Source organism: Micromonospora sp. NPDC049662 (assembly GCF_040675055.1).
In the GTDB taxonomy this organism is placed as follows: Bacteria; Actinomycetota; Actinomycetes; order Mycobacteriales; family Micromonosporaceae; genus Micromonospora.
The window spans coordinates 1-21,575 of record NZ_JBFAOC010000016.1 but is presented as its reverse complement, the minus strand read 5'-3'; the positions used below and the strand labels follow the sequence as shown (position 1 = coordinate 21,575).

The window sequence follows — 21,575 nt, the reverse complement described above, 5'->3', positions numbered from 1 at the left end:
TGAGTGCACGACCTGCTGACCTGGGTGCAAGGTCTGCCCACCCTGTGGATCTACCTGGTCGCCGCGCTGATCGTGGCGGGCGAGACCGCGGTGATCTTCGGCCTGCTGGTGCCGGGTGAGGCTACCCTGCTGCTCGTCGGCTTCCTCACCTACAACGGTACCTTGCGCCTCGGGCCGGCGTTGCTCGCGATGATCGTCTCGGCGTTGGCCGGCGACGCGCTGGCGTTCCGCGCCGGTCGGCGCTACGGCCCCCGGCTGCGCGCCGGGCTGGGTCACCGGGTCGGGCCCGAGCGGTGGAGCAGGGCCGACGCGATGCTCGCCCGCCTGGGTGGGCGGGGCGTGTTCGCCGCGCGGTGGGTGGCCTTCGCCCGCACCCTGGTGCCCCGGCTGGCCGGCGCGGCCGGCATGCCGTACCGGCGGTTCGCCGTCTGGAACCTGGCCGGGGTGGCGACCTGGGTGGGCGGCTCGATCCTGCTCGGCCACCTCGCCGGTGAGTCGTACGACACGGTCTCCCGGGTGCTCGGTCGGGCCACCGGCGCGGCACTGGCGTTGCTGGCGGGACTGCTGGGGGTGGTGCTCGCCGGCCGGTGGCTCGGGCGCAACCCCGACCCGGCGCGCGCGCTGCTGTCGCGGGCCGCCGCGCTGCCGCCGGTGCGCTGGCTCAGCGCCCGCTACGGGGTGCTGTTCTTCCTGGTGGCCGTGCGGATCGGACCGACCTGGACGCTGCTGCTCAACCTGGCCGTCGGGCTGCTACTGCTCTTCGCCGCCGGGCTGGCCATCGCCGGCCTGCTCGCCGTGGTGGTGCGCAACAGCGGGCTGGCGGCCCTGGACGGGGCGATCGATGTCTGGTTCACCGCCCGCCGCACTCCGGACGCCGCCGACGCCACCCTGGTCGTGGTGTCACTGGTACGGGGGTGGGCGCTGATCGTGCTGGTGGCGATGGTGGCGGCGGTACTGGCGTGGCGTCGCCGCCCGCTGCGTACCGACCTGCTGAGCGTGGTGGGCACGGTCGGCGCGTTCGTGCCGCTGGTGGTGCTGGCCGGGGTGGCCGAGTTGACCGGCACGCACGGCGGCCCGGGTGGGAACGAGGCCGTCCCGTTCCCGACCCAGAACGCCGTGGTCGCGGCGAGCCTCTGCACCCTCGCCTGGCTGGTGTCGCGCAACGCGCGCTGGCCGGTGGCGGTGGCCGCGTGGACGGCCGCCGCGGCGGGCGTGCTGGGGGTCGGCGTCGCCCGGCTGTACCTGGGCCTGGACACGGCGAGCGGTACTGCGGCGGCGGTGCTGCTCGGCGTGCTGTGGACGGTGGTGTTCATGGTCGCCTGGGCCACCCGGGACCGTGCGGTCGGCGGACGGGAGCCGTCGAGCGGTCCGGTCCGCCCGTCGCAGGGGCAACCCCGGCCCGTCGAACCTTGCTAATCTGCGGCGACTGTTCGACGGGGGAGGATCACCATGCGTCAACGAGCCGGTCGGGTGGGCGCGCTCGTGCTCGCCGGCCTCCTGATCGCCGGCGGCACCGTGGGTTGTGCCGGCAAGGGGGAACGCCCGCAGGACCAGGCCGCCGCCCCCGTCTCGGTCACCGACGCGCCGACCGACGAGCCGGTCGACGAGCCGGTCGACGAGCCGTCCGTCGAGGCGAGCCCCTCAGCGAGCGGGGTGGCGGCGATGGGCGCCGTCCCGAGTCGCAGCGCGTCGGCCTCCCCGAAGCCGTCGAAGAAGCCGACGCGTACGTCGCCGCCCACGAAGCCGCGGGTGGTCGCCAAGGCGCCCACCGAGACGAAGGTCCCGCCGGCCCCACCGAAGCCCGCCCCCTCGTCCTGCAAGCCCAGCTACAAGGGCACGCAGGCGAGCCGTGCCGACGTGAAGACGGCGCTGTCCGCGGCCGCCGCCCGCACCTACTGGCCCAGCTCCGCCCCCGACCTCAAGATCCCGCTCAACCTGCTCAAGGCCACGGCCTGGCAGGAGAGCGGCTGGCAGTCCAACATCTACGCCTGCGACGGCGGCGTCGGGCTGATGCAGGTCATGCCGGCCACCGCGACCTGGATGAACCAGCGCTTCGACCAGAGCTACGACATCGCCGCCTACCAGGACAACGCGTACCTGGGCGCCAACTACCTGGCCTGGCTGACCAAGTACATCGGCGACATGTACTTCGAGTCCGACTTCCGGCTCGACGCGGACCTGTGCACCGCCGAACTGGACTCCTGCCTGCTCAACGCGGTCATCGCCGCGTACAACTTCGGGCACGGGGCGGTGGCGCAGGAGGGCGAGCCGCTCGCCATCCCGAATCCGTCGTACGTGCGTAACGTGCGGGCGTTGATGACCGAGTGCGTCTGCCTGGGCTACTGAACACGACGAAAAGGGGCGGGGGTGGACCCCCGCCCCTTTTCCGTGCGCGTCAGTCGCGGACGGCCACCGGCTCCCGCGTTGCCGGGGCGTCGACGGCCGGCTCGGCCTCGACGCGGCCCGGCCACCAGAAGCGGTCCCCCAGCAGGAACGCCAGCGCCGGCACCAGGACCGTACGGACCAGCAGCGTGTCCAGCAGCACGCCGATGCAGACGATGATGCCGATCTGCGTCAGCGTGATCAGCGGCAGCACGCCCAGCACGGCGAACACCGCGGCGAGCAGCACCCCGGCGCTGGTGATGACACCTCCGGTGACCCGCAGCGCGGACAGCATGCCGTCGCGGGTGCCGGCGCTGCGGGCGTCCTCGCGCGCCCGGGTGACCAGGAAGATGTTGTAGTCCACACCGAGCGCCACCAGGAACACGAAGGCGAGCAGCAGCACGCCGCTGTCCAGCGCCGGGAAGTCCAGCACGTGGTCGAAGAGCAGCCACGCCGCGCCGAGGCTGGCGAAGAACGACGCGATCACGGTGAGCACCAGCAGCACCGGCGCGACCAGGCCCCGCAGCAGCAGCACCAGCACCGCGCCGACCAACAGCAGGATGATCGGCAGGATGAGCCGCAGGTCCCGGTCATTGGCCTCGTCGGAGTCGTACGTCGCGGCCACCGAGCCGCCCACGATCGCCCCGGCGGGCGACTCGACGCCGCTGACGGCCGGGGGAGCGGAGTCGGGAACGGCGGCGACCGCGTCGCGCAGCGCCTCGATCGCACGATCCGAGGCGGGCGTGCCGGGCTCGGCGTCCAGCACCACGTCGACCTGGGCGACGGCCTGGCCGGCGTCCCCCGGTCGGGCCGAGGCGACACCGGGTACGGCGGCGGCGACGTCGGTGACCGCCCGTACCGCCGCCGGGGTGGTGAGCACAGCCACCGGTTGGGTGCTGCCGGCGGGGAACGCGCGGGCCAGGGTCTGCGCGCCGGTCACCGCCTCGGGCGCGGCCCGGAACTGCTCGGTCTCGGACAGGCCGGTGCGGATCCCGAGCCCACCGAGGGCCAGGCCGCCGAGCAGCAGGGTCGACAGCGCCGCGACCACCACCGGCCGGCGTCGTACGAGGCCGCCGAGCCGGCCCCAGAGCCGGCCCTCCCGGGCCGGGCCGCCGACCCGGGGTACGAACGGCCAGAACAGGCCGCGACCGAAGAGCACCAGCACGGCGGGGAGCACGAACAGCGCCGAGAGCATGGCGAAGACCACCCCGGTGGCACAGGCCACGGCCAGTGCCCGGTTCGTCTCCTGCTCGCTGAGCAGCAGGGTGAGCACCCCGAGCACCACGGTGCCGCCGCTGGCCAGGATCGGCTCGGCGGTACGGCGCAGCGCGGCCCGCATCGCCGCGAAGCGGTCCTGCTCGCGCCGCAGCTCCTCCCGGTAGCGGGCGATGAGCAGCAGGGCGTAGTCGGTGGCGGCGCCGAACACCAGCACGCTGGCGATGCCGGTGACCTGGCCCTGCTGGAGGTTGATGCCGACGGCCGGCACGATCGTCTCCACCGCGCGCAGGGTGAGTTGTTCGGTCGCGGCGACGACGACCAGCGGCACGATCCACAGGAACGGACTGCGGTACGTGACCAGCAGCAGCAGGGCGACCACGGCGGCGGTCACCGCGAGCAGGGTGACGTCGGCGCCCTCGAAGACCGACGACAGGTCGGCGGTGAGGGCGGGGGCGCCGGTGACCTCGGCGGCCAGCGGGTCGGGCAGGTCCGACAGCGCGTCGCGCAGCTCGGCGACCCGTGTGGCGACCTCCTGCTGACCGCCGGAGGTGTCCAGCGGGACGGCGACGAGCGCGACCGTGCCGTCCGGGGAGACCTGTGGGGGGCTCACCCGGCCGCCCACCGCGAACCGGCCCAGGTCGCCGGAGCGGGAGGTCAGGGCGGCCCGGTCGGCGTCGCTCAGCGCTCCGCCGCCCTCGCGGCTGACGACCACGATGGCCGGTTGGACGTCGCTGGTGGGCAGTTGGTCCTGGAGACGTTGCACCTGGGTGGACTGCCAGGTGGCGTCCAGGCCGGTGGCGGAGACCGGCGTCGGATTGTCCGGCCGCGGGACACCGAAGACGACCGCGGCGACGACGAGCGCGGCGGCGACGGTCAGCCAGGCGGCCAGCCGACCCCGCGCGACCCTGCTGAAGACGGACATCACTGACCCCTAGGTCTTTCGAAAGACAAGTATCTTGATGGCCGAGATTATCGGCGGCTGCTCTATGCTGCAACCCGGCAGACCGACGACGGGGAGAAGCGGCGCGACGTGGCGACTCACGGCATGTACCGGCGGCGCGACACGCGCCGCGAGCAGCTGGTCGCCGAGATCACCAACAACCTCCGGCGGTACGCGGTGGACGCCCAGCAGGTCGGTCACGCCTTCGCCACCCTGCACGGCCTCAACCCGACCGACCTGAACGCGCTGATCGCCGTCATGGACGCCGAACTGTTCGGCGACCCGATCACCCCCGGCCGCCTCGGCGAGCAGCTCAACCTGTCCTCCGGCTCGGTCACCGCCCTGATCGACCGCCTGGAACGGGCCGGGCACATCCGCCGCGACCGGGACACCACCGACCGGCGCAAGGTGCTGCTGCACTACGCCGACCAGGGCGCCGCCCTCGCGATGGAGTTCTTCCGGCCGCTGGGCGCCCGTACCGACACCGTGATGGACCGCTTCGACGACGACGAGCTGGAGGTCGTGCACCGGTTCCTGGGCGAGATGGGCGAGTCGCTGCGGGCGCACCGTGACGCGGTCCGCGCCGCCCGGCCCGGCGCGCCCCACCGGACGACGGGCTGACCGTGCCCGGCCGGCTCGTCGCCCGCCTCGCCGCCGCCGCGCTGCGGCTGCCCGTGACGCCTCCCGGCCCGGTCCGGGCCACCCGGGGCATCCCGGTCCGCGCCCGGGACGGCGTGGTGCTCCGCACCGACCACTACGCGCCGCACCGCGCATCCGCGCCGGCCGTGCTGATCCGCACCCCGTACGGCCGGGGTGGTCCCTTGCGGCTGCTCGGCCGGTTGCTCGCCGCGCGGGGCCGGCACGCCGTGATCCAGTCGTGCCGGGGCACCGGCGGCTCGGGCGGCACCTTCGCCCCACTGGTGCACGAGCGCGACGACGGGGTCGACACCCTCGACTGGCTGCGCCGCCAGCCCTGGTGGTCCGGGGCGTTCGGCATGTTCGGCGTCAGCTACCAGGGCTTCGCCCAGTGGGCGCTGGCCGCCGACGCCGGCGAGGAACTGCGCGCGATGGTCGCGGTGGTGACCGCCTCGGCCACCCGGGACTCGACGTACGCGGGGGAGTCGTTCGCCCTCGACACCGTGCTGACCTGGGCCGAGCTGTTACACGCCCAGACCGTGCCGTGGCTGGCCCGGCAGTGGGAACTCAAGCGTGGCCAGCCCCGGCTGGCCGCCGCGCTGGCGCATCTGCCGCTCGCGGACGCCGACCGGGTGGCCACCGGTGTCCGCATCCCGTTCTTTCAGGAGTGGCTGCGCCACCACACCCCGGAGGCGGCGTACTGGCGCGAGCGGGTCTTCGCCGACCGGGTGGCCCGGGTGCGGGCGCCGGTGGTCATGGTCACCGGCTGGCACGACATCTTCCTGCCCGCCCAACTCGACGACTACGCCACCCTGCGCGCCACCGGCGCTCGACCGCGCCTGGTGATCGGGCCCTGGACCCACGGCAGCCCCGGGCTGTTCGTGGCGGCCCTGCGGGAGGGGTTGACCTGGCTCGACGAGCACCTCGACGGGCCGCTGGACGACGAACCTCCGCCCCGCGCCGCCCCCGTCCGGCTGCACGTGGGGGGTCCCGGCGGCGGCTGGCGGGACCTGCCGGACTGGCCACCGCCGACCGTCGGGACCGCCTGGCACCTGCATCCGGGCGGTGAGCTGGCGGTACGTCCCCCGGTCGCGTCGACGGCCGACGGGTTTCGGTACGACCCGGCCGACCCCACCCCGTCGCTGGGTGGGCCGCTGCTGGTCGCCCAGCGAGCCGGTCCGGTGGACAACCGGCAGGTCGAAGCCCGCCCCGACGTGCTGACCTACACCAGCGCGCCGCTCGTCGAGCCGGTCGAGGTGATCGGCCCGGTCCGCGCCGAGCTGCACGTCCGCAGCGAACTGCCGCATCTGGACGTCTTCGTGCGGCTGTGCGATGTGGACCGGCGCGGTCGGTCGTGGAACGTGTGCGACGGTCTGGTGCGGGTGACGCCCGAACGCTTCCCCACCGACTCGTCCGGGGTGCTGCGGGTGCCGGTGACGCTCTGGCCGACCGCGTACCGGTTCGCCACCGGGCACCGGCTGCGGGTGCAGGTCGCCGGTGGCGCCCATCCGCGGTGGGCACGCAACCCCGGCACCGGCGAACCTCTCGGTACTGCGGTGACGCTGCGTGCCGGTTGGCGGCAGGTGCTTTCTGGCCCGGCTCACCCCTCGGCGCTGCTGTTGCCGATCGTCCACTCTGCCCCGGCTCTGCCTCCAATCTGAACAAAGCGCCTCTGAGCTGGGCATTCATCGGAACTGCGGGCTATGGTTGGGTCAACGCCCGGCGCCGTGCAGTACCAGACCGGGCTCGCCCACAGCCCACCACCGCGTACGCGGTGTGACGTCGCGCCCGGTCCCCGCCCCAGCCGAAAGGGGGACCCCATGACGCGGGCCCCGGACAATCTGTTGGACCTTCGACGTCTGCTCCTCACCCACCTCGACAACGCGCCCGGCCCGGACGACCTCGATCCGGCGGAGGTCGGCATCGTCGGCGACCCGGCCCACCGGGGCGGCTATCACTGCGGCTCGGACCGGGTGGTCCCGAACGACTACTCGGTGGTCGAGTCACCCCGGGACCGGTCCGGACTGACCCTGGACGCGGCGGCGATCGACGTCGGCGAGTTCGACGTCCGCTCCGGTGCCGGTAGGCACACCCTGGCCAGCTTCTCGGTGTGGTGTGTGGGTCAGTGCGCCGCGAACGCGGCCGACACCCGGGACATCCGCGAGATCATCTACAGCCCCGACGGTACGACCGTGAAGCGGTGGGACCGGCTCGGCAAACGCACCAGCGGCGACAGCTCGCACCGCTGGCACACCCACTTCAGCTTCTTCCGCGACGCCATCAAGGCGGGCCGCGACCAGCGGCCCCTGTTCCGCCGCTACCTCAGCTCCATCGGACTCCTGGAGGACGACGACATGACCCCCGAAGAGCACAACTGGCTGGCCACCGTCCACAAGAACCTGACCGTGCTGGACGGCCGCAACCCGATCGGACAGATCTACACCCGGTTGGGCGAGGGACGGGACGACACCGGCGCCCCGGTCGTCGGCAACTGGAACCTGCAGTCGATGACGAAGCAGCTCACCGACCTGCAGACCACGCTCAACGCGCTGGCCGGAAAGGACGTCACCGACGAGGCGGCGATCGTTGCGGGCGTGTTGGCCGGGCTGACGCCGGAGAAGATCGCCGCGGCCATCCCGCCCACCATCGCCAAGCAGGTCGCCGACGAGTTGGCCCGCCGGCTCGTCGCCTGAACGGGAGGCGGCCCGACCCCACCGGGCCGCCCCCACCCGTCCGCCCCCACTCGTCCGGCGGTTCGCAACGAATGTTGAGCAATAACAGTTGCGCAACATCTCTTGCTGATGCCATGCTGCCGGTATGGAGAAGCCCGACGTACGCCAGGTCACCGACTCGCGGGTCCTCGCGGCCATGGCCCACCCGCTGCGCCGCCGCCTGATGGACGTGTTCAAGGTGCACGGGCCGTCGACCGTCGGCCTGCTCGCCGAACGCACCGACCAGGCGCCGGCGAACGTCAGCCACCACCTCAAGGTCCTCGCCGCCGCCGACCTGGTCACCGAAGCCCCCGAGCTGGCCCGGGACCGCCGCGAACGCTGGTGGAAACTGGTCACCCGGGGAGTGCGCTGGTCCTCGGCCGACTTCGACACCGACCCCGCCGACCGCGCCGTCGCCGACGCCGCCACCTCGCTCAACCTGGACCGGCACGTCGCGCTGGCCCGCGCCTGGCACGCCGCCGAGGAGACGGCGCAGGCCGCCTGGGGCGACGCGCCGTTCTCCTCCGACCGGTGGCTGCACCTCACGCCCGAGGAGCTGGACGAGCTGGGTGCCGAAATCAACGCCCTGCTCGCCCGCTGGGAGAACCGCGAGCGGTCCGACGACGGCGTCGAGCGGCACCCGGTGTTCGTGTTCGTCCACGGCGTACCGGCCCGGCCGTGACGGCGGCCACCCGGACCGGTCCCACGCCGGTCCGACCGGCCGGTGGGCTGCTGCGCCACCGCGACTTCCGCCTGCTCTGGGCCGGCCAGACGGTCAGCAGCATCGGCAGCAACGTCACCGTTGTCGCGCTCCCGCTGGTGGCGGTCGCCGTACTCGACGCCAGCACCTTCCAGGTAGCGGTCCTCACCGCCGCCGCCTGGCTGCCCTGGCTGCTGATCGGCCTGCCGGCCGGCGCGTGGGTGGACCGGTTGCCACGCCGGCCGCTCATGGTGGTCTGCGACCTGATCTGCGCGCTCGCCTTCCTCAGCGTGCCGGTGACGGCGCTGCTGGGCCGCCTCACCGTCGCGCAACTCCTGCTGGTGGCGCTCGGCGCGGGCGTGGCGCGGGTCTTCTTCGAGACCGCCGACCAGGTCTACCTGCCGGTGCTGCTGCGACCCGAGCAGCTACCCGACGGCAACGCGAAGCTCCAGGCCACCCAGACGATGAGCTACGTCGTCGGGCCCGGCATCGCCGGTCTGATCGCCCAACTCGCCGGCGCGGTCGCCGCGCTGCTGCTGGACGCGCTGACGTTCCTGCTCTCCGCGGTGTTCCTGCTGCGGATCCGCACCGCCGAAACGCGTCCGGAACGGCGGGACCACTCCCGATCGCTGCGCCGGGACATGGCCGACGGGCTCCGCTTCGTCATCGGTGACCCGTACCTGCGGGTGCTGACGCTCTACGGCGCGGCCAGCAACATCGGTCTGACCGGCTACCAGGCGGTCCTGGTCGTGTTCCTGGTCCGCGAACTACGACTCGCGCCGGGCCTGGTGGGCGTGCTCGTCGGGGTGATGAGCGTCGGAGGCATCATCGGCGCGCTGCTGGCGACCGTGGTCGCCCGGCGCTTCGGCAGCGCCCGTGCCCTGCTCGTCGCGGCGGCGCTCACCGGCCCGTCCGCCCTGCTCATCCCGTTGGCCGGGCCCGGAGTCGGCCTGCTCTGGCCGGCGCTCGGCGGCGTGCTCGTCAGCCTCGGCGTCGCCATCGGCAACGTGGTCAAGGGCGCGTTCCGGCAGACGTACACGCCGCACCACCTGCTCGGGCGCGTGACGGTGAGCATGCACCTGCTCAACTACGGCACCATCCCGCTGGCAGCCGTGCTGGCCGGGGCGCTCGGCGCGCGTTACGGCGTCGGCACCGCGATCACCGTGATGACCGCCTGGTCGGCGCTCACCCCGTTGATCCTGCTGATCGGACCGCTCCGGCGGCGGCGGGACTTGCCCGCCGCCCCGGCAGCGTCGTGAGTGCACTGCGACGGCGGCCGGGAACCGACCGCCGTCACCGGCACGGAGCTACATCGGGCGGACGTTGTCCGCCTGCGGGCCCTTCTGGCCCTGGGTCACCTCGAACTCGACCTTCTGGCCCTCGTTGAGCTCCCGGTAGCCGCTCGTCGCGATGGCGGAGTAGTGGACGAACACGTCCGGCCCTCCACCATCCTGCTCGATGAAGCCGAAGCCCTTTTCCGAGTTGAACCACTTAACCGTGCCGGTTGCCATGCATCTCTCCCTGTTCAAAGCGGCGGACCACCGGCCTCGAGGCCGATGGTCGCCCGTACCTGTTCGACAGTAACGGGCAAAACCCCGATCCGCCGGCCGAAGTGCCGTAGGTCTTTTCTCGAACTCAGATGAACACTCCGCGTCGCCCGCGTGCCAAAGCCGCCCCGACCGCTTCGTCGTGCGGCATGCTTGCGCCGATGAGGGGTCCCGCAGCCACCGCGCTGTCCGAGCTGGAGCGCGAGATCGACGCGCCCGGCGCCGGCCTGGACCGGCTCCGGCTGGTCCCCACCCCGTTCGTCCCGGAGGTGCGCCTGCACCTCGCCGAGGACGCGATCGTCTGGTGGGCCCGGATGGAGGCGCTCGCCGGGCACCCCCTGACGGCGCCGTACTGGGCCTCCGTCTGGCCCGGCGGTCAGGCCCTGGCCCGACACCTGCTGGACCACCCCGAGCTGGCCGCCGGGCGTCGCGTCCTCGACCTCGCCGCCGGTTCGGGACTCGTGGGCATCGCCGCCGCGCTGGCCGGCGCCGCCGAGGTCGTCGCCAACGACATCGACCCGTACGCTGTGGCGGCCGTCACGGTCAACGCCCGCGCCAACCGGGTCACCGTCGACGTCAACGGCGACGACCTGCTCGACCGCGACAGCGCCGACGCGGACCTGGTGGTCGCCGGGGACGTCTTCTACAGCCGTCCGATGGCCGCCCGGATGCTGCCGTTCCTGCGACGGGCCGTCGCCTCCGGCGCCGAGGTGCTGGTCGGGGACCCCGGCCGGGCGCACCTGCCGGTCGACGGGCTGCTGGTGCTGGCCGACTACCCGGTGCCCACCACCGAGCCGTCGGTGGACCCGTCGCCGCGTCGGGTGCGGGTGCTGCGACCCGCCTGACCCGCCGGCCATCTCAGGGGTGACCCCGAGGTGGACACCAGGGGGCGGTAAGGGCTGCGACCGGATGTCCACGGTGGCACGACGGCCATAGCGTACGAGGCATGACGCATTGGCTGGCCCAGGTCGGAGAGCTACCCATCCTGGTGCTGATGGGCGTACTCGGGTTGGTGATGCTCTTCGACGCCGTACCGCTGCTCGGCGTCCTCGTCCCCGGCGACGTGGCGATCCTGGCCGCGGTCGGGGTGGGCCGCCCGGCCACCGGGCTGGCCACCTTCGCCGCGGTGCTCGCCGGATGCCTCGCCGGCTGGTCGCTGAGCTTCCTGATCGGTCGCCGGTACGCCGAACCGCTGCGCCGCAGTCGCATCGGAGGCTGGATCGGCGAGTCGCGCTGGAGTGCGGCCGAAGGGATCCTCAGCCGTGGCGGCGGGCGGATGGTGATGGTCGCGCCGTTCCTGCCGGTGTTCAACGCCCTGCTGCCGCTGGCCGCCGGCGGACTGCGGATGTCGTACCGGCGGTTCCTCGGCTGCGCGGCCCTCGGCGCGGCGGCCTGGGCCGGTCTCTACCTGGCGCTGGGCATCGCGTCACGGTCGCTGGCCGCGCTGCTGCCGGGCGCGCCCAGTCCGTTGCTGGTGACCATGGGGGTGGGGTTGGTGCTGGCCACCGTGGTGTTGCTGGGGGCGCGGCGGCGGCTGTTCGCTCTTGCCGGCTGAGCTTCTTGCTGACTGTGGTTGCGGTGGGCTGGCTTTGGTTGCGGTGGGGGCGGGGGCCTGCCGTGCCCGGCTCCGGGCGGTCAGGCTTGATCCCTGCGCCGGGCACGGCAGGCCCCCGCCCCCGTCGGGGTCTTGGTCCGCCGGCAGGGTCGCGGCCCGACGGCGGGTTGTTTGACCTTTAGTGGTTTTCGGTCAGCGTTGGGTGGCCCGGGTGGGGTGGCCTGGGTGGGGTGGCATCTCGGGCCCGGGTGGGTGCCTCTGGGTGTGGGCTGGTGGGCGGTTGCGCGGGCCGGTGGCTTCGCCCGGGGGGCCTGACAGGTGGGGTGGGTTACCAGCCTCGGGTTCGCCACTGGGGGAGGGCCGGGCGTTCGGTGCCCAGGGTGCTGTCCTTGCCGTGGCCCGGGTAGAACCAGGTGTCGTCCGGCAGTTGGTCGAACAGCTTGTGCTCGACGTCGTCGATCAACGCGGCGAAGCGCTGCGGGTCCTTGTCCGTGTTGCCCACGCCGCCGGGAAAGAGACTGTCGCCGGTGAACAGGTGGGCGGTGCCGGCCGGATCGCGGTAGAGCAGCGCGATTGACCCGGGCGTGTGCCCCTTGATGTGGATGACCTCCAGCGCGCAGTCACCCACCGCGACGGTGTCGCCCTCGGCCAGGTGTTCCGCCTCGATCGGCAGCCCGGACGCGTCGTCGGCGTGCACCAGCGCCCGCGCGCCGGTCTTGGCGACCACCTCCTCCAGCGCCACCCAGTGGTCCATGTGCTGGTGGGTGGTGACCACGGCGGTCAGGCCGTCGTCGCCGATCAGCTCCAGCAGCCGGGGCGCCTCGTTGGCGGCGTCGATCAACACCTGGTCGCCGGTGCCGGAGCACCGCAGCAGGTAGGCGTTGTTGTCCATCGGGCCGACCGACAGCTTGCTGATCGTGAGCCCGGACAACTCGCGGACCGCCGGCGGGCCGCCGTGGGTGACATCTCCGCTGTAGGTCATGACGTGTCGACATCCATTCCGGTGAAGGAGGCGCTCGGCGGCTGTGCGGTGGCGTCGCGCGGGCGGCGCGGCGGTGCGCACGCGTCGACCCTAGCGGGCGGGCGCCGCACCGTCGTCGCGGAAATCGCTTTCGGCACGGCGCGTCGCGCCCTACCGTCGGCGTCACAAGCGGCACTCGGACGTCGGACGGAGGTGGAGTTCATGCCGGACGTGGCACGCGTGTTCCGCCATCACCAGCTCGACACCGATGAGGATGCTATGACCATCGATCTGACCGCCCTCGGCTGGGACGCCGACCGGGCGTCGTACGCCGCCCGACGTGGCGAGCGCCACCCGGGCCGGGTGGCCCGGGTGGACCGGGGAGTCTGCACGGTGCTCACCGTCGACGGCCCGGTCCGCGCCAGCCTCGGCCCGTCCGTGCTGGCCGCCGCCGTCCAGGACCCCTCCGCGCTGCCCTGCGCGGGAGACTGGGTACTGCTCACACACTGGCCGGACCGCCGGATCACGGTGGGGGCCGTGCTGCCCCGGCGAGCCGCGCTGATCCGCCGTACCGCCGGCAAGGACGCCAGCGGCCAGGTGCTGGCCGCGAACCTCGACACGGCCGCCGTGGTGGAGCCGGTGCACCCGGAGCCGGACGTGGCCCGCATCGAGCGGCTGCTGTCCCTGGTCCACGAGTCCGGGGCCCGGCCGCTCGTGGTGCTGACCAAGTCCGACCTCGCGGCCGACCCGGCCGCGCTGGCCCGCCAACTCGCCGCCGTCGCACCCGGTGTGCCGGTGCTGCCGGTCAGCGCCGAGCACGGCACCGGGCTGGCGCCGCTGCGCGCCGAGGTCGCGCCGGGTCGCACGCTGGGGCTGCTCGGGCCGTCCGGCGCGGGCAAGTCGAGCCTGGTCAACGCGCTCGCCGGCGCGATGATGATGCCGACCCAGGCGATCCGCCGGGTCGACGGCAAGGGCCGGCACACCACCACCTGGCGGGCCCTGGTGCCCATCCCGGGCGGCGGCGCGGTGATCGACACGCCTGGCGTACGCGCGGTCGGTCTCCTCGACGGCGTGGCCGGGTTGGACCGGGCGTTCGCCGACATCGCGGGGCTGGCCGAGGGTTGCCGGTACGCCGACTGCCGGCACGACGGCGAGCCGGCCTGCGCGGTCCGGGACGCGCTGCGGACCGGTGAGCTGTCCGCCCGCCGTTGGGAGAGCTGGCGGCGGCTGCAGGGCGAGGTGGCGCACGAGAGCGGGCGGCGTGCCGCCCGCCTCGCCGCCGAGCGACGCGGCGGCTGGCGCTCGGCGCGACGCCGGGCGGCACGCCCGCCGTCGCCCGGGGGTTACTGACCGGGGCTCTGCCGTCGGGGTACGTGCCCGGCGGCAACGGCCGGTGCCAAAGGCTCGCGGCCGGCGCGGCCGACCGGGCTGAGCTGGGGGAATGTGCGGGCGGGGGAAACTGTCGTACCTCGGGGCTAGAGTTGCCGAGGCGTGTTTTCCGCGCCCGTACCGACCGCTCATGAGCAGCTACGACCGCTCGGAAACAGCACAGAGCGGGACAGACCCTCCGCTTCACCTTCACCCGGGAGTACACGTACCGTGGCCGACCGACTCATCATCCGTGGCGCGCGCGAGCACAACCTGCGTGACGTCAGTCTCGACCTGCCCCGGGACGCTCTCATCGTGTTCACCGGGCTGTCCGGGTCGGGCAAGTCGAGCCTGGCCTTCGACACGATCTTCGCCGAGGGGCAGCGGCGCTACGTGGAGTCGCTGTCGTCGTACGCCCGGCAGTTCCTCGGTCAGATGGACAAGCCCGACGTCGACTTCATCGAGGGGCTGAGCCCGGCCGTCTCGATCGACCAGAAGTCCACCTCGCGCAACCCGCGCTCCACCGTCGGCACCATCACCGAGGTCTACGACTACCTGCGGCTGCTCTTCGCCCGCATCGGCGAGCCGCACTGCCCGGTCTGTGGCGAGCGGATCTCCAAGCAGAGCCCGCAGCAGATCGTCGACCGGGTCCTCGCGATGGCCGAGGGCACCAAGTTCATGGTGCTCGCCCCGGTCATCCGGGGCCGCAAGGGCGAGTACGTCGACCTCTTCGCCGAGCTGCAGGCCAAGGGTTACGCCCGGGCCCGCGTCGACGGCGTGGTGCACCCGCTGACCGAGCCGCCCAAGCTCAAGAAGCAGGAGAAGCACACCATCGAGGTGGTGATCGACCGGCTCACCGTCAAGCCGAGCGCCAAGCAGCGACTGACCGACTCGGTCGAGGCCGCGCTGGGGCTGTCCAGCGGCCTGGTGCTGCTCGACTTCGTCGACCTGCCGGAGGACGACCCGGAGCGGGAGCGCCGCTACTCGGAGCACCTGGCCTGCCCCAACGACCACCCGCTGGCTATCGAGGATCTCGAGCCCCGGGTGTTCTCCTTCAACGCGCCCTACGGCGCCTGCCCGGAGTGCACCGGCCTGGGCACCAAGAAGGAGGTCGACCCGGAGCTGCTGGTTCCCGACCCGGAGCGCAGCCTGCGCGAGGGCGCCATCCAGCCCTGGTCCACCGGGCACAACCTGGAATACTTCCTGCGTCTGCTGGAGGCCCTCGGCGAGGCCCAGCACTTCGACATCGACACCCCGTGGCGGGCGTTGCCGGCACGGGCGCAGAAGACGATCCTGCACGGCTCCGACGACCAGGTGCACGTGCGCTACCGCAACAAGTACGGCCGTGAGCGCTCCTACTACACCGGCTTCGAGGGCGTGGTGCAGTGGATCGAGCGCCGGCACTCCGATACCGAGTCCGAGTGGTCCCGCGACAAGTACGAGGGCTACATGCGGGACGTGCCGTGTGCGGCCTGCGGGGGCGCCCGGCTCAAGCCCGAGGTGCTCGCCGTCACCCTGGCGGGCAAGAGCATCGCCGAGGTCTGCAACCTGTCCGTGGGGGAGTGCGCCGACCTGCTCGCCGGCATCGAGCTGACCGACCGGCAGAAGCTGATCGCCGAGCGCGTCCTCAAGGAGATCAACGCCCGGCTGCGGTTCCTGCTCGACGTCGGCCTGGACTACCTCTCCCTCGACCGGCCGGCCGGCACGCTCTCCGGCGGTGAGGCGCAGCGCATCCGGCTCGCCACCCAGATCGGCTCGGGCCTGGTCGGGGTGCTCTACGTGCTCGACGAGCCGTCGATCGGGCTGCACCAGCGGGACAACCACCGGCTCATCGAGACGCTGATCCGGCTGCGCGGGCTGGGCAACACGCTGATCGTGGTGGAGCACGACGAGGACACCATCCGGGTGGCCGACTGGATCGTCGACATCGGCCCCGGCGCGGGCGAGCACGGTGGCAAGATCGTGCACAGCGGCTCGGTGCCGGCGCTGCTGAAGAACAAGGAGTCGATCACCGGGGCGTACCTCTCCGGTCGGCGGTCGATCCCGACGCCGACCGGCCGCCGTCCGCAGACCAAGGACCGTGAGCTGGTGGTGCACGGCGCGCGGGAGCACAACCTGCGCAACCTGACCGTCTCGTTCCCGCTGGGCCAGCTCATCGCGGTCACCGGCGTCAGCGGCTCGGGCAAGTCGACGCTGGTCAACGACATCCTGTACGCGGTGCTGGCCAACCAGATCAACGGCGCCCGCCTGGTGCCCGGCCGGCACACCCGGGTCTCCGGGCTGGAGCACGTCGACAAGGTCGTCGGCGTGGACCAGTCGCCGATCGGCCGTACGCCCCGCTCCAACCCCGCCACCTACACGGGTGTCTGGGACCACGTCCGCAAGCTCTTCGCCGAGACCACCGAGGCCAAGGTCCGGGGGTACGGGCCGGGTCGGTTCTCGTTCAACGTCAAGGGTGGCCGCTGCGAGGCGTGCTCCGGCGACGGCACCATCAAGATCGAGATGAACTTCCTGCCCGACGTGTACGTCCCCTGCGAGGTCTGCAAGGGCGCCCGGTACAACCGGGAGACCCTGGAGGTGCACTACAAGGGCAAGACCGTCTCGGACGTGCTGGAGATGCCGATCGAGGAGGCCGCCGAGTTCTTCTCCGCCATCCCCGCCATCCACCGGCACCTCAAGACCCTCGTCGACGTCGGCCTGGGCTACGTCCGCCTCGGGCAGCCCGCTCCGACGCTCTCCGGCGGTGAGGCGCAGCGGGTCAAGCTCGCCTCCGAGCTGCAGAAGCGCTCCACCGGGCGCACGGTCTACGTGCTCGACGAGCCGACCACCGGTCTGCACTTCGAGGACATCCGCAAGCTGCTGATGGTGCTCGAGGGACTGGTCGACAAGGGCAACACCGTGATCACCATCGAGCACAACCTCGACGTGATCAAGACGGCCGACTGGCTCATCGACATGGGCCCCGAGGGCGGTCACCGGGGCGGTACCGTGCTCGCCACCGGCACCCCGGAGGAGGTCGCCGAGGTCGCCGAGAGCCACACCGGCGAGTTCCTGCGCCAGGTGCTCAAGCTCGACGGCGAGGCCAAGGGCGCGGCGGCGGCCACCACCCGGGCCGCCAAGGCCAACGGCGCGACCAAGACGCGGGCGACCCGCAAGGTGCCGGCCGGCGCGCGCTGACTTTCCCGCATCTCTTCGGGGCGGGTCGGCTGACGACCCGCCCCTTTTGCCGGGGTCGCCCGGATGCCGGGGTGAACTATCCGGCACAGTTGCGCGTGGAAGGAAGTGTGGCCGGCTTTCGGACCGGCGCACTGGGCGAGAGAGAGGCGAGGCATGAGCGACGATCAGGCGCTGACCGGACCGGGTACGCAGACCCGTCGTACCCTGCTCACCGGCGTCGGGGCGGTCGGCGCGGCCGTCGTCCTGGCTGCCTGCGGCAGTGACGACGGCAGCGGCAGCGACGGACCCACCAGTGGCGGCCCCGCCGTGCCCAGCACCGGGGACGCCGGCGGCGGCAACCGGCAGAACGCCCAGTCGCTGGCCACCACCGCCGACATCCCGGTCGGCGGCGGCAAGATCCTCGCCGCCGAGGGCGTGGTGATCACCCAGCCCGCGGCCGGCCAGTTCAAGGGCTTCAGCCCGATCTGTACGCACCAGAACTGCCCCGTGTCGAACGTCGATGGCGGCACCATCAACTGCACCTGCCACGGCAGCAAGTTCTCGATCGAGGACGGCTCGGTGAAGGCCGGTCCGGCGAAGAAGCCGCTGCCGCCGAAGGACATCAAGGTCACCGGCGACCAGATCTCGCTGGCCTGACCCACCTGGGCGCGCCGGTCGCGCCGGTCGGCCATTGATCAACTCGCGTTTCCGGAAGTCGGGGTGTCTGCGGCTCTCCGACACCCCGGCTTCCGGGAAGCCGGGGTGGATCACGCGCCTGCGGTGGGGTGTCGGGGGTGCGGACTAGGCTTGGCGGTGTGGCTGACCCCTCGACCTACCGTCCCGCACCCGGCACCATCCCGGAGTCACCGGGGGTCTACCGCTTCCGCGACGGCACCGGCCGGGTGATCTACGTCGGCAAGGCGAAAAACCTGCGCAGCCGGCTCAACTCCTACTTCGGCGACGTCTGGAACCTGCACGAGCGCACCCGCCAGATGGTCACCACCGCCGAGTCGGTGGACTGGATCACCGTCGGCACCGAGGTCGAGGCGCTCCAGCAGGAGTTCACCTGGATCAAGCAGTACGATCCCCGGTTCAACGTCCGTTACCGCGACGACAAGTCGTACCCCTATCTGGCCGTCACCCTCGACGAGGAGTACCCGCGCCTCCAGGTGATGCGCGGCGCGAAACGCAAGGGTGTGCGCTACTTCGGGCCGTACTCGCACGCCTGGGCCATCCGCGAGACCCTCGACCTGCTGCTGCGGGTCTTCCCCGCGCGGACCTGCTCGGCCGGCGTGTTCAAGCGGGCCGGCCAGGTCGGCCGCCCCTGCCTGCTGGGCTACATCGGCAAGTGCTCGGCCCCGTGCGTCGGCACCGTCTCGGCCGACGAGCACCGTGCCATCGTCGACGGGTTCTGCGACTTCATGGCCGGCCGCACCGACACCATGGTCCGCAAGATCGAACGCGAGATGACCGAGGCCAGCGAGGCGTTGGAGTTCGAACGGGCCGCCCGCCTGCGCGACGACGTGGCCGCCCTGCGCCGGGCCATGGAGAAGCAGACCGTCGTGCTCGGCGACGGCACCGACGCCGACGTGGTCGCGTTCGCCGACGACCCGCTCGAGGCGGCCGTGCAGGTCTTCCACGTCCGCGACGGCCGGGTCCGCGGCCAGCGCGGCTGGGTGGTGGAGAAGACCGAGGACCTGACCACCGGCGACCTGGTGCACCACTTCTGCACCCAGGTGTACGGCGGCGAGCACGGCGAGGCGGACGTACCCCGTGAGCTTCTGGTGCCCGAGCTGCCGGCCGACGCGGACGCGCTCGCCGACTGGCTCACCAGCCACCGCGGCAGCCGGGTGTCGTTGCGCGTGCCGCAGCGCGGCGACAAGCGCACCCTGCTGGAGACGGTCGAGCGCAACGCCAAGGACGCGCTGGCCCGGCACAAGCTCAAACGCTCCGGCGACCTGACCACCCGCGGCAAGGCCCTCGACGAGATCAGCGAGGCGCTGGGCATGCGCACCTCGCCGTTGCGCATCGAGTGCTTCGACATCTCCCAGATCCAGGGCACCGATGTGGTGGCCAGCATGGTGGTCTTCGAGGACGGGTTGCCCCGCAAGAGCGAGTACCGGCGGTTCATCGTCCGGGGCGCCACCGACGACCTGTCCGCGATGTCCGAGGTGCTGCGTCGCCGCTTTGCCCGCTACCTCGACGCGCGGGCCGAGACGGGCGAGGTGGGTGTGGAGTCGGCCGACGACCCGTCCACCCCGGTCGACCCCGTCGATCCGCAGGTCGGTGTCCTGATCGACCCGACCACCGGCCGGCCGCGAAAGTTCGCGTACCCGCCGCAGCTGGTGGTCGTCGACGGCGGCGCCCCGCAGGTCGCGGCCGCCGCGCAGGCCCTCGCCGACCTGGGCATCGACGACGTCGCGCTCTGCGGCCTCGCCAAGCGGCTGGAGGAGGTCTGGCTCCCGGACGACGAGTTCCCGGTCATCCTGCCGCGCACCTCCGAGGGCCTCTACCTGCTGCAACGCGTCCGCGACGAGGCGCACCGCTTCGCCATCACGTTCCACCGCCAGCGCCGCTCCAAGCGGATGACCGAGTCGGCGCTGGACAATGTCCCCGGCCTGGGCGAGGTACGCCGCAAGGCGCTGCTACGCCACTTCGGCTCGCTCAAGCGGCTCTCCACGGCAACCGTCGACGAGATCACCGAGGTACCCGGGGTCGGTCGTCGTACCGCCGAGGCGATCCTGGCCGCCCTGGAGACGGGGGTGCCGGCCGACACCGGCGCGGAGGCGACCTCCGACGCGGAGAGCGCACCCCCTGCGGGGGCGGCTTCTGCCGCTGAGCCAGCGGTCGAGGGCTTGCCTTCGCCATGATCGACTCGACTTCGGCGATATCGGGCTATCAACCGGCTGGTATAGCGCGCTATCGCCGAAGTCGTGTGGATCACCACCTCGCCCCGAGGCGCGCATGCTCCTGCCGCGCGCCGTATGGGCGACATGACCTGATATGGGCGACGATCCGGGCCCGTCCTGTCGGGCCGGCATGGTGGGGTCACCGGGGCGAAGTGGCACTTTGCCGGCCTGGGCGTTGCTCCGCACGCCTGCTCCCGGTGTCGCCAGTGAGCAGCTGCCTGTCCACCTACCTGAATACGGAACGCGCCGCCGCCGCAGACCCCATGATCGTGCTCGATCCTGGTTGTAGTGGCCTCGGCCGCGCGGCGAGGGGCCTCTTTCCTAGTTCGAGCACGATCTTGCCCCTCGTGCGCCGTCTCACCCTCAGTTGGGCTGGTGCGCCCTGGTTGGTGAGACAACACTTTCGGGGATGTTGCTGCCTCACGACGGGCTGAGGCAGCAACATCCCCGATATTGCGCAGATCATCGGACCCGCCCAGGCGTGGCCTGTCGGCGTCGGCATCGGCTCGGCTCGGGTCGGCTCGCGTCCGCTCGGCTTCGGCTCGCTTCGGCTCGCGTCGGGTCGGCTCGGCTCGCGTCGGGTCGGGTCGGGCGTCACGATTTGTCCGGTTTTGGTGGTCGGGTGGCGCTTGGGTACTCGGGGTCGATCGTGCCCGCGCCTCGATCGACTCCAGGTCGCCGATGTGGGGGCATCCTTTGTGCGCAGATGCCGCCACTTCGGCGATGTCGAGTCGATCATCCCCGGTGGGGCCTGACGGTCTGTCCCGCCTGGGCGGTTTGTCCTGTTCAGGGGTGGGTGCCGTGACGGGTCGCATCCCGGCGGCGGAAATCGCGGGCCGGGTCGGGTCGTTGTATCTGGCACGCCGCCGCGACCCTCGGGTCACAGCCGCACGACACCGGTCGCAGTGCGCCACAGCCGCCGGGAACACCCGCCGGGCCGGCGTCGTTACACCCCCCGCGCCGCCGAGCAGCTCGCCGGCCCAGAGCCGGTAGCCGCGGCCGGGAACACCCGCCGGGTCGGTGTCGTTACATCCCCCGCGCCGCCGAGCAGCACGCCGGCCCAGAGCCGGTAGCCGCGGCCGGGAACACCCGCCAGGCCGGCGTCGTTACATCCCCCGCACGGCCGAGCACCACCGGCCGGCGCCCGGTCCATCAGCGGGGGAATGATCCGCTGACCCGGACCGTTGGACCACCCTCCGGAATATCCGAGCAGGCCCCTGCTGGGCCGCCGGCTGATCCCCCCACGATCTTTCCCCGCCCGGCATGCCCCCGTGTGCCGAGTGCGCGTTTCCCCCGACGCAGAGGAGCACGCCATCATGCGTACCGATCTGATTCGTAAGACCGCTCTGACCGCTGCTGGTCTCGCGTTCACCGGCGGCGCTATCGCCGGCCCCGTCACGGCCGCGTTCGCCGCGGAGAGCACCGCCAAGCCGACGTCCCAGTCGCAGTCGCAGTCGCAGTCTGAGCGTAAGGGTCATGGTGAGCGGCAGTT

At 72.4% G+C, this 21,575-nt stretch carries 16 protein-coding genes and 1 pseudogene; 14 read left to right on the top strand and 3 right to left on the bottom strand.

Annotated features, from left to right (window positions below; genetic code table 11):
* Window positions 1-3 precede the first annotated feature (3 nt).
* Together AB0J36_RS14925 and AB0J36_RS14920 are read left to right on the top strand one after the other, a co-directional pair.
* Window positions 4-1,416, top strand: a complete 1,413-nt coding sequence (locus tag AB0J36_RS14925) for a DedA family protein (RefSeq protein ID WP_357392804.1) — start codon at window positions 4-6, stop codon at window positions 1,414-1,416.
* A 33-nt stretch (window positions 1,417-1,449) separates the two neighbouring features.
* Window positions 1,450-2,346, top strand: coding sequence for a transglycosylase SLT domain-containing protein (locus AB0J36_RS14920; protein ID WP_357392805.1), 897 nt, complete (start codon window positions 1,450-1,452; stop codon window positions 2,344-2,346).
* A 49-nt stretch (window positions 2,347-2,395) separates the two neighbouring features.
* On the opposite strand, the gene AB0J36_RS14915 is transcribed toward AB0J36_RS14920, so the two are convergent.
* Window positions 2,396-4,522, bottom strand: coding sequence for an efflux RND transporter permease subunit (locus tag AB0J36_RS14915; RefSeq protein WP_357392806.1), 2,127 nt, complete (start codon window positions 4,520-4,522; stop codon window positions 2,396-2,398).
* Window positions 4,523-4,645: 123 nt separating this feature from the next.
* Here AB0J36_RS14915 and AB0J36_RS14910 point away from each other — a divergent pair, with 123 nt between their 5' ends.
* The 5 genes from AB0J36_RS14910 (at window position 4,646) to AB0J36_RS14890 (ending at window position 9,846) form a co-directional block, all read left to right on the top strand.
* Window positions 4,646-5,161 (top strand): MarR family transcriptional regulator, encoded by a 516-nt coding sequence (locus tag AB0J36_RS14910; RefSeq protein ID WP_357127345.1) that lies wholly within the window; start codon window positions 4,646-4,648, stop codon window positions 5,159-5,161.
* Between the two features lie 2 nt (window positions 5,162-5,163).
* Entirely contained in the window at window positions 5,164-6,837 is a 1,674-nt protein-coding gene (locus tag AB0J36_RS14905; protein ID WP_357392807.1) for a CocE/NonD family hydrolase, read from the top strand.
* 159 nt (window positions 6,838-6,996) lie between these two features.
* A complete protein-coding gene (locus AB0J36_RS14900; RefSeq protein ID WP_363660733.1) occupies window positions 6,997-7,869 on the top strand; it encodes a hypothetical protein in 873 nt (290 codons plus the stop codon).
* Between the two features lie 124 nt (window positions 7,870-7,993).
* Window positions 7,994-8,569, top strand: a complete 576-nt coding sequence (locus AB0J36_RS14895) for a helix-turn-helix domain-containing protein (RefSeq protein WP_357170826.1) — start codon at window positions 7,994-7,996, stop codon at window positions 8,567-8,569.
* On the top strand, window positions 8,566-9,846 hold the full coding sequence (locus AB0J36_RS14890; RefSeq protein WP_357127289.1) for an MFS transporter: 1,281 nt from the start codon (window positions 8,566-8,568) through the stop codon (window positions 9,844-9,846). The genes AB0J36_RS14895 and AB0J36_RS14890 overlap by 4 nt, the downstream gene beginning before the upstream one ends.
* Before the next feature lie 48 nt (window positions 9,847-9,894).
* Here AB0J36_RS14890 and AB0J36_RS14885 read toward each other — a convergent pair whose 3' ends face one another.
* Window positions 9,895-10,098: a cold-shock protein gene (locus AB0J36_RS14885; protein WP_007072071.1), complete on the bottom strand. Its 204-nt coding sequence runs from the start codon at window positions 10,096-10,098 to the stop codon at window positions 9,895-9,897.
* Window positions 10,099-10,283: 185 nt separating this feature from the next.
* Between AB0J36_RS14885 and AB0J36_RS14880 the strand changes: the two genes are divergently transcribed.
* Together AB0J36_RS14880 and AB0J36_RS14875 are read left to right on the top strand one after the other, a co-directional pair.
* Window positions 10,284-10,979 (top strand): 50S ribosomal protein L11 methyltransferase, encoded by a 696-nt coding sequence (locus tag AB0J36_RS14880; RefSeq protein ID WP_357127292.1) that lies wholly within the window; start codon window positions 10,284-10,286, stop codon window positions 10,977-10,979.
* Window positions 10,980-11,080: 101 nt separating this feature from the next.
* Window positions 11,081-11,689: a VTT domain-containing protein gene (locus tag AB0J36_RS14875; RefSeq protein WP_357127295.1), complete on the top strand. Its 609-nt coding sequence runs from the start codon at window positions 11,081-11,083 to the stop codon at window positions 11,687-11,689.
* Window positions 11,690-12,017: 328 nt separating this feature from the next.
* Here AB0J36_RS14875 and AB0J36_RS14870 read toward each other — a convergent pair whose 3' ends face one another.
* A complete protein-coding gene (locus AB0J36_RS14870) occupies window positions 12,018-12,671 on the bottom strand; it encodes an MBL fold metallo-hydrolase (protein ID WP_357399176.1) in 654 nt (217 codons plus the stop codon).
* Window positions 12,672-12,929: 258 nt separating this feature from the next.
* Between AB0J36_RS14870 and rsgA the strand changes: the two genes are divergently transcribed.
* The 5 genes and pseudogenes from rsgA to AB0J36_RS14845 form a co-directional block, all read left to right on the top strand.
* Window positions 12,930-14,000 carry a ribosome small subunit-dependent GTPase A gene (rsgA, locus tag AB0J36_RS14865; RefSeq protein WP_357170830.1) on the top strand — a complete coding sequence of 357 codons (1,071 nt, stop codon included), beginning with the start codon at window positions 12,930-12,932 and terminating at the stop codon, window positions 13,998-14,000.
* A 249-nt stretch (window positions 14,001-14,249) separates the two neighbouring features.
* Window positions 14,250-17,195, top strand: a complete 2,946-nt coding sequence (gene uvrA / locus AB0J36_RS14860) for an excinuclease ABC subunit UvrA (RefSeq protein ID WP_357170832.1) — start codon at window positions 14,250-14,252, stop codon at window positions 17,193-17,195.
* Window positions 17,196-17,348: 153 nt separating this feature from the next.
* A complete protein-coding gene (locus AB0J36_RS14855) occupies window positions 17,349-17,831 on the top strand; it encodes a Rieske (2Fe-2S) protein (RefSeq protein WP_357134869.1) in 483 nt (160 codons plus the stop codon).
* A 158-nt stretch (window positions 17,832-17,989) separates the two neighbouring features.
* Entirely contained in the window at window positions 17,990-20,044 is a 2,055-nt protein-coding gene (uvrC, locus tag AB0J36_RS14850) for an excinuclease ABC subunit UvrC (RefSeq protein WP_357170834.1), read from the top strand.
* A gap of 1,355 nt (window positions 20,045-21,399) precedes the next feature.
* Window positions 21,400-21,575: pseudogene (locus AB0J36_RS14845) on the top strand (phytochelatin synthase); the annotation flags it as partial.

What these genes read in the sequence shown, in the direction of transcription:
- AB0J36_RS14855 (WP_357134869.1), top strand. Translation starts at nt 17,349, where the DNA reads ATGAGCGACGATCAGGCGCTGACCGGACCGGGTACGCAGACCCGTCGT.
- AB0J36_RS14870 (WP_357399176.1), bottom strand. Translation starts at nt 12,671, where the DNA reads ATGACCTACAGCGGAGATGTCACCCACGGCGGCCCGCCGGCGGTCCGC.
- AB0J36_RS14895 (WP_357170826.1), top strand. Translation starts at nt 7,994, where the DNA reads ATGGAGAAGCCCGACGTACGCCAGGTCACCGACTCGCGGGTCCTCGCG.
- AB0J36_RS14875 (WP_357127295.1), top strand. Translation starts at nt 11,081, where the DNA reads ATGACGCATTGGCTGGCCCAGGTCGGAGAGCTACCCATCCTGGTGCTG.
- AB0J36_RS14880 (WP_357127292.1), top strand. Translation starts at nt 10,284, where the DNA reads ATGCTTGCGCCGATGAGGGGTCCCGCAGCCACCGCGCTGTCCGAGCTG.
- AB0J36_RS14920 (WP_357392805.1), top strand. Translation starts at nt 1,450, where the DNA reads ATGCGTCAACGAGCCGGTCGGGTGGGCGCGCTCGTGCTCGCCGGCCTC.
- AB0J36_RS14915 (WP_357392806.1), bottom strand. Translation starts at nt 4,522, where the DNA reads ATGTCCGTCTTCAGCAGGGTCGCGCGGGGTCGGCTGGCCGCCTGGCTG.
- AB0J36_RS14885 (WP_007072071.1), bottom strand. Translation starts at nt 10,098, where the DNA reads ATGGCAACCGGCACGGTTAAGTGGTTCAACTCGGAAAAGGGCTTCGGC.
- AB0J36_RS14900 (WP_363660733.1), top strand. Translation starts at nt 6,997, where the DNA reads ATGACGCGGGCCCCGGACAATCTGTTGGACCTTCGACGTCTGCTCCTC.
- rsgA (WP_357170830.1), top strand. Translation starts at nt 12,930, where the DNA reads ATGACCATCGATCTGACCGCCCTCGGCTGGGACGCCGACCGGGCGTCG.
- AB0J36_RS14910 (WP_357127345.1), top strand. Translation starts at nt 4,646, where the DNA reads ATGTACCGGCGGCGCGACACGCGCCGCGAGCAGCTGGTCGCCGAGATC.